Genomic DNA, 12,264 nt, shown 5'->3' with positions numbered 1-12,264 from the left:
ATTTTAAAATAGAGAAAATAGGGGAGGAAGAATGAATTATATAGTTGCAGTTTTATTGGGAGGTTTAGCAGCACTTTTAGCTAACAGAGGAGTAGCCATATTCAATGATGGACTAAGACCTATTGTTCCTGAGTTCTTAGAGGGAAGAATGGACAGAAAGTCTTTAGCAGCTACGAGTTTTGCTTTAAGTTTTGGTCTAGTTGTAGGATTTGGAATACCTTTTTCTCTTACAACACATATAATTCTAATTCATAGTATCCTTTTGGGAACAGATATAATAGGAACATCGTGTAGTTATGATAAAAAAGGTGCAGTGTTATCAGTTGTAGCTGGAGGATTTTATGGACTACTAATAACTCATGGATTAAAAATTGTTGTGGAACTTTTTGCAAAATTACCAGTGAATTTTTTACCATCACTTGGAAAAGTTGGCTCTCCTATCATAGTTGCCTTTGCTGCATTCCCAGCACTGGTAGTAGCTTATCAATATGGGATTAAAAAGGGAGCAACAACTTTTGGATTAACTATAATTGTTAGACAACTTATTCAAAAATATGGAACATTTATGTTTGATGGTAGTAAAGTGGTATTAAATCCAGATGGAATGGCTTTACTTGTTGCCATGGTAGTTATGATTGCTTTTGCTATGAGAGAGAAAGCAGCAGCAGACGCTCCAAAGTCAAATGCGATGTTATTAAATATATTTGCTGCTAGGGTTGAAAGAATAAAGAAAAATATCTTAGGATTAGCACTTATGGGTGGATTAATTTCTGCTGCTATAAGTTTACACTTAGTTGCGGGAGATCCAATATCTTTAAATCTTTTAGCTGAGGGAAAAACATCTGAGGCTGGACTTGCAGCTTTAGCTAGAGCTATAGGATTTGTGCCATTAGTTGCAACAACTGCTATAGCAACAGGAGTTTATGCTCCTGCTGGAATGACATTTGTATTTGCTATTGGAATCTTTTTAAGAAATCCATTAATAGCTTTTATGGGTGGAGCAGCAGTTATATGTCTTGAGATATACGCGCTTGGAGCAATAGCTCTGTTCTTAGATAAGTTCCCAGGAGTAAAGGGATGTGGAGATCAAATTAGAACATCTATGACTAAAGTTTTAGAAGTTGCACTTATTGTTGGTGGAATGATTGCAGCTGACGCTATGGCTCCGGGACTTGGGTATCTATTTGTAGCAGGAGTTTATATTCTTAATAAAACAGCTAAGAAACCGCTTGTAGATATGGCAGTTGGACCAGTTGCTGCTATATTCTTTGGAATTTTACTAAATATATTCTCAGTTTTAGGAATGTATGGCGCATAGATGAAGTTTAAGAGGAGTTTTTACTCCTCTTAAATTATAATATGGTCTTAAATTATAGTGAGGTGAAAAAATGAATCTAAAAGCTTTTTCTGGAATACAAAGAACAAAGGAATTTATAGGAAAAAGTGTAAAAAAACAAAATCCCAATGTAGTTCTAGATATGTTTAGAGAAAATTCAAACTATAAGACTTTTGGAATTAAAGATACCAGTGAGATAAGTGATAGAGTTATAAAAAAATTATTGGAAAAGGGCTATTCTTGGAATACAATTGACAGTTTTGCAGATAGAGGAAGAGCTGTAGACTTAAACCTTTTAAATCCTATCACTGGAAAACTTATGATTGGATCATCTAGCGGAACAGCTATAAATGTTTTATATGGAATAAATACTGTGGGAATTGGAACTGATGGGGGAGGATCTGTCCTTGCTCCTGCTGTTGGATTAAATCTGTATTCAGCTTTACTTTCAGGAGCTGGAATAAAGGGAAAAACTATTAAAAAGTCTACAGACTTTATAGAGTTTACTCCTGGAGTTGGAGTTATAACTCAAGATTTTTCTCAATTGGAAAAGGTTTGTGAGATATTTTTAACTGAACCTCAAGAGGTTATAAAAAGTTGTTGTGTTATGGAGTTAGATTCTGAAAACTGTGAGAAGTTAAAAAAAGATTATGTGATAGATATTTTAGAAACTAAAGTTAAACCTTATAAAAGAGATGAGATGATGGAGTTTTTAAAGAATATTTTTAAAAGATATAGTGCCTTTATATATTTGGAAAAGGATGTGGAAGTTTGTGGTTTAGGAGACTCTGTCTTTGGAGTTATGGGAGAGAAAGCTAGTGAGATTCAAAAGAGCTCAAATAAAGGATTTTTAAAAGTTTTAAATATGTTAGATAGCTCAGCTATAACTATTCCAACAGGGGATATTGGAAGTGCAATAGTTGTGGTTGTGCCTAAAGGGAAGATGTATTTAAAATCTTTGCTGGAGATAGCTAAAGCTTTAAGTGAAGATAAAAGACCAAAACTTTATAGAGAGTATTTTCTAAACTATCCGCTAAAGGACATAGATAATAGAGAGTTTAAAATTTGGAGGGAAGATGATTAAAGATATAACGTATATGCATGAACATGTAACTATTGACCTCTCTAAGGAGAAAAATAATATAGATTGTAAGTTAGATACCTTTGATATTACAAAGGAGGAATTTTTAAAACTAAAAGAGCTTGGAGTAACAAGAGTTGTTGATGTTAGTAATGTTGGAATTGGTAGAGATGTTGATTACGTTATGAGAATGGAAGAGGCTACAGGTCTAGATATATATATGTCTACAGGATATTATAAGGAGCCATTTTTACCAAAAGAAGTTGAAGATTTAACTGTTGATGAGTTGGCTAAGAAGATGATAGATGATATAAAAATTGGAATAGATGGAAAAGGCAAGCATGCAACGCTTATAGGAGAGATTGGAACAGGGTTTGAAGTTATGACTGAACTTGAGAGAAAAGTTTTTCATGCAGCAGCAATTGCTCAAAAAGCCACAGGGGTTTTTATAACAACTCATACAAGTTTAGGAAAATTGGGACATGAGCAGTTAGATTTTTTAGAAAGTTTAGGTGTGAATTTAAATAAGGTTATTTTAGGACACGTAGCTTTGGCAAATGATTTGGATTATATAAAAGCACTTTTAAAAAGAGGAGCCTATGTAGAGTTTGATACTATTGGGAAAAATAGTTATCTTCCTGATGAAACAAGGGCACAGTTTATAAAAACACTTTGTGAAGAGGGATGGAGTGATAAACTCATAATGTCTGTTGATTTAACAAGAAAGTCTCATATGAAAACTAATGGTGGAATTGGTTATGGGTACCTAATTGAGAGTTTTGTTCCTATACTAAGAGATGTGGGAGTACAGGAGAGAGATTTAGAAAAGATGTTGGTGGAAAATCCAAAGAGAATTTTAGGAGTTGGTGTGAAAAGATGAAAACATATCCATTGGAATCAATAGGAATAGAGGAAGCTAAAGAGAAGCAGTTTAAAATGATAGATATAATAACAAAATATTTTCAAGGTCATGAGATTTTAACTAGAGGGGATTTGGGAGTTGTAAAAGAGTTAAATAAACCACTTACTACAGAGAAAGCTGAGAAAGTGATAGCTGAGTTTTTTGGCTCTGAAGCTGCTGTGCTTGTTAGAGGTTCTGGAACAGCGGCTATAAAATGGGGACTTTACAGTATTTTAGGTGAGAAAAAGAAGAGAAAAGTTTTAGTTCACAAGGCTCCTGTTTATCCTACAACAGATGTAACTTTTAAAATGATGGGTGTGGAGAAAATAGAGGCTGATTTTAATAACTTAGATGAGTTAAAAGAGATATTGAAAAATAACTGTTTTGACGCAGCTTTAGTTCAATATATTCGTCAAAAAATTGATGACTCATATGATATAAAAGAGGTTATTGCTGAAATAAAAAAATATGATATACCAGTTGTTACAGACGATAACTATGTTGTTATGAAAGTAAATAAAATTGGAAGTGAACTGGGAGCTGACCTTTCAGCATTTTCAGCATTTAAGTTACTTGGACCAGAAGGAGTTGGATGCGTAGTTGGTAAGAGAGAGTTTATTGGAAAGATAGTAAAAAGCAATTACTCTGGAGGGGGGCAGGTACAGGGACATGAAGCACTTGATGTTTTAAGAGGGCTAGTTTATGCGCCAGTTTCACTTGCTATTCAAGGAGAGGTAAATGATAAACTACACACTATATTCAATAGTGGAGAGATAGAGTTTATCAAAGGGGCCTATCTTGTAAATGCTCAATCAAAAGTGATAGTTGTGGAATTAAAAGAGAACATAGCTGATGAGATACTAGTTCAAGCTGAAAAATTGGGAGCATTGCCAAATCCTGTGGGAGCAGAGTCAAAGTATGAGTTTTCGCCACTTTTTTATAGAGTTTCAGGAACATTTAGAGCTACAGATTCGACTTTAGAGAAAAGAATGATAAGAATAAATCCAAATAGAGCTGGAGTTGAAACAATAGTTAGAATATTAAAAGAAAGTTATGAAATGGTAAAAGAGGTGAAGTAAGATGTTTTTAGATATTGTACAAGAAAAAAATCCTCATTTGATAAAGGTAGCAATAGAGCTTCATCAAAGTGGAGAGATATTGCCAGATACATATGTTTTAGATGTAGACGCTATTTTAGAAAATGGAAGGGCTCTTTGTGAAAAGGCTAAGGAAAATGGGGTTAAACTTTATGTTATGACAAAGCAATTTGGAAGAGTACCATACCTAGCTAAAAAATTGGTAGAGATAGGGTTTGATGGAGTTGTAACTGTGGATTTTAAAGAGGCTCTGGTTATGATGGACAATGGAGTGAAGCTTGGAAATGTTGGTCATTTAGTTCAAATACCTTCAGCACTTGTGGATAAAGTTGTAAGACACAACCCAGAGATTATAACAGTTTACTCTTTGGAGAAAATAAAAGAGATAGACGAGGTAGCTAAAAACTACGGAAAAGTTCAAGATATAATGTTAAGAGTTTTAGAAAGGGATAGTAAAATCTATTCTGGACAAAGTGGTGGATTTTATTTAGATGAGATAGAGCGAGTGGCTAAAGAGGTTTTAAATTTGAAAAATGTTAGAATCAATGGTCTTACATCTTTCCCATGCTTTTTATACAACTGTAAGAAAAATGCAATAGAGGGTACTAAAAATATTGAAACAATAAAAAAAGCTGAAAAAATGTTAAAAGAGATGGAAATAGTAGTGGAACAGTTGAACATGCCATCAGCCACATCTCTAGAAAATATTGAAAGTATAAAGGAGCATGGGGGAACTCATGGAGAACCTGGACATGCTTTAACTGGAACGACTCCATTTAATAGTGCAAATTTTGAGGGAGAGATTCCAGCTATTGTATATGTATCTGAGATATCTCACAATTTAGACTCTAATTCCTATTGTTATGGTGGTGGTCACTATAGACGTTCTGGAATGTGTAGTGTTTTAGTTGGAAAAAAATTTAAAGAGATGAGAAGATGTTTGGTGGAAGCTCCAACTATGGAGAGTATAGACTACTATTTTGAAGTATCTGGAAATAATGGGGTTGGAGAAACAGTTGTTGGAGCATTTAGGACTCAGATATTTGTAACAAGAAGCAGTGTTGTTCTGGTTGAGGGAATAAAAAGTGGGAACCCTCAAATTATAGGAGTTTATGATAGTTTAGGAAGAGAGATGTAAATATGAGAAGATTTATAGTGTTGGTGTTAGATAGTTTTGGTATTGGTGAGATGGATGATGTACAAGAAGTTCGACCGCAAGACGTGGGAGCTAACACATATAGTAGTGTTTTGAAAAAAATCCAAATTTAAGGATTCCTAATTTAGAAAAGTTGGGAATTGCCAATGCAGCTGGAGTTGAAATAGGAAGTGTAAAGTTTTCAAAAGAAGCTGTATACGGAAAGGCAAATCTTATGCACTTTTGGTGTGATACTTTTTATGGGCATCAAGAGCTTATGGGAACATATCCTAAAAAACCTAAGACTGAACCTTTTTATGAGGCGATAGATGAGGTAGAAAAAGTTTTAAAAAAATCTGGTTACTCTGTGAAAAGGTTTGGTTCTCCAAGAGAGATTTTAATAGTAAATGAGTGTGCCACTATTGGAGATAATTTAGAGGCAGATTTAGGTCAAGTTTACAATATAACTGGAGTACTGGATTTTATAAGTTATGAAAAACTTTTAGAGATAGGAAAAATTGTCAGAAAAGTTGTAAAGGTACCAAGGGTTATAACTTTTGGTGGGAAAAATGTAACTATAGAGGATATAAAAAATGCCTATGAGTGTAGAGATGGACTTTTTGGTGGAATAAACGCACCTAAGTCGGGAGTTTACAGAAATGGTTACCAAGTACAGCATATGGGATACGGAATTGATAGTGAGGTACAGCTGCCAAAAATTTTAGATGGAGTGACAAAAACTATATTCATAGGAAAAGTTGCAGATATAGTGGAAAATCCTCATGGAAAATCTATATTTTGTGTGGATACTGGGGAAGTTATGGATAAATTGCTAAAAGAGATAAAGGATAATGAGTGTGCCTTTATCTGTGCCAATGTTCAAGAGACTGATTTAGCTGGACATCAAGAGGATGCCACAAGATATGGAAATAGACTTGAAGTTGTAGATAAAAAGTTAAAAAAAGTTATGGAATTGCTAGATGAAAGAGATATACTTATAGTTACTGCAGATCATGGAAATGATCCAAATATAGGGCATTCTCAACATACGAGAGAGAAAGTTCCAATTTTAATATATAAAAAAGGGTTAAGTGGCAGAGATATTGGAGAGAGACAAACTCTTTCAGATATTGGTCAAAGTGTAGCTGAATATTTTGGAAAAGTATTGCCAGATAATGGAGAATCGTTTTTAGAAAAGCTGTATTATTATAGAAAATAACAATATATATGATATGTTATTATAGGAGATAAAATGAAAAAAATTCTTTTAATAGCACCATACGAAGAAATAAATGATGTTAATTTTACAAGTGATTATTTAATAAAAAAAGTTGTTAATTTAAATGAAGTAGAAAGGACCGCTAGAAAATTTGAAGAAAATGGTGGACAAATTATTATTACACGAGGTGGAAGTGCTGAGCGATTAAAAAGAAAAGTGCATATTCCTATAGTTGAGATAAAAGTAACTAGCGAAGATATATTAAAAATATTTGAAAAATTTAAATACAAAAATGAAGTTATAGGGGTAGTAGGATATAAAAGCGTTATTAATAAATGTCAATGGATAGCTGATTGTATGGGAATAGATATTAAAATTTTAGAGATTGATTCAAAAATTGAACAATTTCAAATTATTTCACAAATAGGTGAATTTATAAAAAAATATAAAATTACAAATTTTATGGGAGATGTAGTTCTACAAAACATATTAAAAAACCATCCCTTACCAATAAATTTTGAATTAATAAAATCAAGCCAAGAATCTGTTTTGGAAGCTTTAAATAGAGCTGAAGAAATTTTACGAGTTAAGGAGCTAGAAAAAGAAAAAAATAAAATGCTTACGATTTTACTAAATCATATTGATATAGGAGTTATATATTTTAATAAAAAACAAATAATAGAACATATAAATTTAAAAGCTGAGAGTTTATTTCTGGATAAGAAAGAAATAAAAAAAATTATTGAAAAAGCTTTTATTGAAGAAAGTAAAATATTAGAGATAGAAGACAAACAGATTTTTTTTAATAAAATTCCTCTTATTATAAATGAAGAATTAAAAGGAACACTATTTACTTTTAGAGAAGTTGAGACGATAGAAAATGAAGAGAAAATAATAAGGAAAGAATTTATGAAAAAAGGATTATCAGCAAAATATACCTTCGAAAATTTTTTGACGAATAATCAAAATATGAATAGAATAAAAATAATTGCAAAAAAATATTCAAAAGTAGATGGAACAATTCTTATTACTGGAGAGAGTGGAACTGGAAAAGAAATTTTAGCTCAGAGTATTCATAATGCAAGTAAAAGGGTCAACGGTCCTTTTATAGCTTTAAATTGTAGTGCTATACCAAGTTTATTATTAGAAAGTGAGTTATTTGGATATGAAGCGGGTTCTTTTACAGGTGCATCAAAGAATGGAAAAGTAGGAATTTTTGACTTAGCACACAAAGGAACTATATTCTTAGACGAAATAGGAGAACTTCCTTTAGATTTACAAGCTAAATTTTTGAGAGTTTTACAAGAAAAGGAATTCAGAAGAATCGGAGGAGAAGAAATAAAAAAAACAGATGTTAGAATAATTGCTGCAACAAATGTTGATTTAATAAAATTGGTAGATGAAAAGAAATTTCGTGCAGATTTATACTATAGATTAAATGTATTAAGGTTAGAAACTTTAGCATTAAAAGATAGAAAAGATGATGTTTCTTACTTGATTTTATTTTTTTTAAAGAAATTAGGAAAAATTCATGAAAAATACATAGATAAACTTGATTTAGAATTATTATCTTTTTTAGAGAATTATGATTGGCCTGGTAATGTTAGAGAATTAGAAAATGTAGTCCAAAGAATCATATTATTAGCTGAAAATTCTACTGTCAAATATAAAGATATCGAGTTATTTCTAACAGATATTCATAAAAACAATAAAGATATTTCAATTTTTAGTGGAAGTTTAAAAGATATAAAAAAGAAAATTATTTTAGAAATATTATCTCAAGAAAATAACAATAAAAGTAAAGTTGCTAAACGTTTAGAAATAGATAGAGGAACTTTAGATAGAATTATTTCTTAAAATTGTAGTTTTTTTAATCAGATGATATCGTAAAAAACAGCAAAAAATATACCGTTAAACAGGTATATTTTTTTTTGGAGCTGTTTTTTAGGCTACAAAAGGATTACGTAAATTAATAGAAATTGGAATGGAAATTGCTTATATTTAGGATATAAAAAATAAATAAAAATTAATAGGGAGGAAATTATGCAAAAAAAAGCAGTAGTAATAACAATTGATGATTCAATAGCAACTGCAACAACAAATTTAAAAGAAGGAGAAATTGTTAAAATGTTTTTTGGAGAGGAGGTATTAGAAATAAAAGTAAAAAAAGATATTCCTTTTGGACATAAATTTGCAATAAAAAATATAAATTTAGGAGATCAAATTTTAAAATATGGTGAATCTATAGGTTCTGCAATTTGTAATATTTTAATAGGGGAACATGTTCATGTTCACAATGTACAAAGTGAAAGAGGTAGAGGAGATAGAGATTAATAAAAAAATGGAGGTTAAAAGTATGAAGTTTATGGGGTATAGAAGAAATGATGGGAAAGTTGGAGTTAGAAATCATGTATTAGTTTTAGCAACAAGTGTTTGTTCAAATAAAGTAGCGGAAGAAATTGCCAATAAAGTAGTGGGGTGTACTCATATAAATAATACTTTTGGATGTTGCAAAATAGGGTCAGATGCTAGATTAACAAATAAAACAGTTATAAATACAGCTTTAAATGGAAATGTTGGAGCTGTAATAGTAGTAGGATTAGGTTGTGAAGGAACAGAGCCAGATTATGTGGCTAAAGAAATAGCAAAATCTGGAAAACCAGTAGAAACTGTAGTTATTCAAAAAGAAGGTGGAACACTAAAGGCATTTGCAAAAGGATGTGAATATGCAAGGGAATTTGTTCAAAAACTTTCAATGGAAAAAAGAGTAGAATGTAGTATAAATGATTTGATTTTAGGGATGGAATGTGGAGGATCAGATACAACATCAGGATTAGCTTCTAATCCAACTATAGGAAAAACATCTGATATATTAGTTTCTTTAGGTGGAACAAGTATGTTATCTGAAACAACTGAATTTATTGGTGCTGAACATGTTATTGCGAAAAGAGCTATCAATGAAACTGTAGCAAATGAAATTTTGAACTTAGTTAGAAATTGTGAAAAAAGAGCTATGCAATTAGGAGAAGATATCAGAGGAGGACAACCAACACCAGGTAATATAGAAGGAGGACTAACAAGTATTGAAGAAAAATCATTAGGATGCATTCATAAAGCAGGACATGCTCCAATAACAGGGGTGCTAAATTATGCAGATATTCCAGATAAAAAAGGTTTATATATAATGGATACTCCAGGACAAGATATAGAATCTATAACAGGAATGGTTGCTGGTGGAGCTCAAATAGTTGTGTTTACAACAGGTAGAGGTACACCAACAGGAAATCCGATAGTACCAGTTATTAAGCTAACCGGAAATCAAGGGACATTCGATAAAATGTCAGATAATATTGACTTAAATGTCTCTCAAATAATATCAGGAGAAAAAAGTCTTAATGAAATGGGGAATGTTCTATTTGAAGAGATAATAAGTGTTTCAAATGGAAAAACAACTAAAGCAGAGGAATTAGGGCATAAAGAATTTTGTATATATAAAACAGCTCCAACATTTTAAAAGGTTAAAAGGGGTGTTAAAATGAGAATAAAAGATTCAATAGAAAAAATTCCAGGTGGTATGATGGTAGTACCTCTTATAATTGGAGTCTTTGCAAATACTTTTTTTCCAAACTTTCTTCAAATTGGAGGATTTGTAACAGCAATATCAAAAGGTGCTATGGCATTAATAGGGGTATTTTTAGTTTGTATGGGAGCTGGAATAAATATAAAAGGAGCTCCGAAAGCTTTATCTAAAGGAATTGTTGTAACAGGAACTAAGTTTGGAATTGGAATCGCAATTGGATTATTAGTAGCAAAATTTTCATCAAGTGGTTATTTATTAGGATTATCCCCTTTAGCTATAATTGCAGCAATGACTAATTCAAATGGAGGTTTATATGCGGCTTTAGCTGGAGAATTTGGAGATGAAACAGATGTTGGAGCTATATCAATAATTTCATTAAATGATGGACCATTTTTTACAATGATAGCTTTAGGAACGGCAGGATTAGCTCAAATACCTTTAAAATCATTATTTGGAGTTATGATACCAATTATAATAGGAATGATTCTAGGTAATTCTGATGAAAAAATGAGAAAATTTTTAACTTCAGCAGGTCCTGTTTTAATACCGTTCTTTGCTTTTGGATTAGGTACTGGAATGCATATTAATATGCTAGCTCAAGCTGGAATTGCTGGAATATTTTTAGGAATTTTAACAACTTTTGTAGGTGGATTTTTTAATATTATTACTGATAAATTAACTGGAGGAAGTGGTATTGCTGGAGCTGCCGCTTCGAGTACTGCAGGAAATGCAGTATCAACTCCAGCTGCAATATCTATAAGTGATCCGACCGTAACAGCACTAGCTAATGTAGCAGCTGTTCAAGTGGCAGCATCAACAATAACTACAGCTATATTTACACCAATTTTAACGACAATTGTATATAAATATAATAAGAAGCATTCTAAAATAAAGACTTTAGAAACAGATGAAGAGTTAGAGCAGGCTTAAGTTAGATATGAGGTGTAAACTGGTGCTTATAGCAGATGACTTAACTGGAGCAGATGAAGAAGCCAAGGAAGCATTAAAAATAAAAAACATTAGAGAGAAAGTCAACAAAAATTGATATTCTCTCTATTTTTAGTAAAATCAATTTTTTTTCTTATTTTCTAATGTAATAGATAGAAGGTCTTCACTTAATTTATAAGCAGTAAAAAATAGGGAACTTGCTTCTTTTGAAAACAGGTTTGGTGTTCCTTCTGGATAGTAATCTTTAAAGTCATCTGAATCAACAATTATATATGGGGATTCTAAAAAATCAATAAACTCTTCATCCTTAAAGTATTGTTTATAAATTTTTAGAGCCTCACTCTTATTCATTTCCATTTTTATTCCTCCCTTATTTTTAATTGACTTGTGTTAGTCTTTACTGAAAAAGTGATAAAAATCCTACAAAAATTTTTGAAGGTTTTATTACATTTGACAAAAAAGAAAAATTAAAGTATATAGAGATATTGGAGTGATTCAAAAAAGAGGTAGTGTGTATTTTGAAGAGAAAGGAGAGGTATTGTGGGAAACTTTGGAGGAAATTTACAAAAGATTAAAAATGGAAAAAAAACATATGGAATAACACCTCATATTCCTGGTGGATTTGTAACACCAGACACATTGATAAAAATAGCAGAAGTTACTAAAAAGTATAAAGGAATTTTAAAAATTACGTCTGGACAAAGAATCTTAATAACAAATTTAAAAGAGGAGGATTTGTGCAGTATTTGGAATGATTTGAAAATGAAACCGGCTGTAAAAATTCAAAATTCTGTGAAAAATGTAGAGATTTGTCCTGCAAATTTTTGTAAAAGATCAAAATATCCTACAATTGCTTTAGGAATGAAAATTAGTAATAACTTTCATGGGATGGAATTGCCCTGCAGAACCAAAATAGCAGTTGTTGGATGTAGAAATGCTTGCACAAGTGCTTATTCTAAAGATGTTG

General features: G+C 31.5%; 13 protein-coding genes. 12 read left to right on the top strand and 1 reads right to left on the bottom strand.

Annotation, left to right across the window (positions count from 1 at the left end; genetic code table 11):
• The first annotated feature begins 31 nt into the window (after window positions 1–31).
• The 11 genes from ACWI69_RS10840 (at window position 32) to ACWI69_RS10790 (ending at window position 11,279) form a co-directional block, all read left to right on the top strand.
• Window positions 32–1,318, top strand: a complete 1,287-nt coding sequence (locus ACWI69_RS10840) for a YhfT family protein (protein ID WP_448821855.1) — start codon at window positions 32–34, stop codon at window positions 1,316–1,318.
• A 70-nt stretch (window positions 1,319–1,388) separates the two neighbouring features.
• Window positions 1,389–2,420, top strand: coding sequence for a hypothetical protein (locus ACWI69_RS10835; protein WP_448821854.1), 1,032 nt, complete (start codon window positions 1,389–1,391; stop codon window positions 2,418–2,420).
• Window positions 2,413–3,297: a phosphotriesterase family protein gene (locus ACWI69_RS10830; protein ID WP_448821853.1), complete on the top strand. Its 885-nt coding sequence runs from the start codon at window positions 2,413–2,415 to the stop codon at window positions 3,295–3,297. The genes ACWI69_RS10835 and ACWI69_RS10830 overlap by 8 nt, the downstream gene beginning before the upstream one ends.
• A complete protein-coding gene (locus tag ACWI69_RS10825) occupies window positions 3,294–4,397 on the top strand; it encodes an aminotransferase class V-fold PLP-dependent enzyme (RefSeq protein ID WP_448821852.1) in 1,104 nt (367 codons plus the stop codon). Before ACWI69_RS10830 ends, ACWI69_RS10825 begins: the two co-directional genes overlap by 4 nt.
• Window position 4,398: 1 nt before the next feature.
• On the top strand, window positions 4,399–5,553 hold the full coding sequence (locus ACWI69_RS10820; RefSeq protein ID WP_448821851.1) for a YhfX family PLP-dependent enzyme: 1,155 nt from the start codon (window positions 4,399–4,401) through the stop codon (window positions 5,551–5,553).
• A 2-nt stretch (window positions 5,554–5,555) separates the two neighbouring features.
• Complete coding sequence (locus ACWI69_RS10815; RefSeq protein ID WP_448821850.1) at window positions 5,556–5,684, top strand: hypothetical protein; 129 nt, start codon at window positions 5,556–5,558, stop codon at window positions 5,682–5,684.
• A 20-nt stretch (window positions 5,685–5,704) separates the two neighbouring features.
• The gene (locus ACWI69_RS10810) at window positions 5,705–6,769 is read left to right on the top strand and encodes a phosphopentomutase (protein WP_448821849.1); all 1,065 of its coding nucleotides are present in this window, start codon (window positions 5,705–5,707) and stop codon (window positions 6,767–6,769) included.
• A gap of 33 nt (window positions 6,770–6,802) precedes the next feature.
• Complete coding sequence (locus ACWI69_RS10805; protein ID WP_448821848.1) at window positions 6,803–8,626, top strand: sigma 54-interacting transcriptional regulator; 1,824 nt, start codon at window positions 6,803–6,805, stop codon at window positions 8,624–8,626.
• Between the two features lie 186 nt (window positions 8,627–8,812).
• Window positions 8,813–9,103, top strand: coding sequence for a UxaA family hydrolase (locus tag ACWI69_RS10800; RefSeq protein ID WP_448821847.1), 291 nt, complete (start codon window positions 8,813–8,815; stop codon window positions 9,101–9,103).
• On the top strand, window positions 9,057–10,283 hold the full coding sequence (locus ACWI69_RS10795; RefSeq protein WP_448821846.1) for a UxaA family hydrolase: 1,227 nt from the start codon (window positions 9,057–9,059) through the stop codon (window positions 10,281–10,283). The genes ACWI69_RS10800 and ACWI69_RS10795 overlap by 47 nt, the downstream gene beginning before the upstream one ends.
• A 21-nt stretch (window positions 10,284–10,304) precedes the next feature.
• Window positions 10,305–11,279 (top strand): 2-keto-3-deoxygluconate permease, encoded by a 975-nt coding sequence (locus ACWI69_RS10790; protein WP_448821845.1) that lies wholly within the window; start codon window positions 10,305–10,307, stop codon window positions 11,277–11,279.
• Between the two features lie 138 nt (window positions 11,280–11,417).
• Here ACWI69_RS10790 and ACWI69_RS10785 read toward each other — a convergent pair whose 3' ends face one another.
• On the bottom strand, window positions 11,418–11,654 hold the full coding sequence (locus tag ACWI69_RS10785) for a hypothetical protein (RefSeq protein WP_448821844.1): 237 nt from the start codon (window positions 11,652–11,654) through the stop codon (window positions 11,418–11,420).
• 183 nt (window positions 11,655–11,837) lie between these two features.
• Here ACWI69_RS10785 and ACWI69_RS10780 point away from each other — a divergent pair.
• Window positions 11,838–12,264 (top strand): hypothetical protein (locus ACWI69_RS10780; protein WP_448821843.1); only part of this gene is annotated, 427 nt, incomplete at its 3' end.

This window comes from Cetobacterium sp., assembly GCF_977044495.1.
The sequence above is the reverse complement of the archived record's forward strand: the minus strand, read 5'-3'. Positions and strand labels throughout refer to the sequence as shown.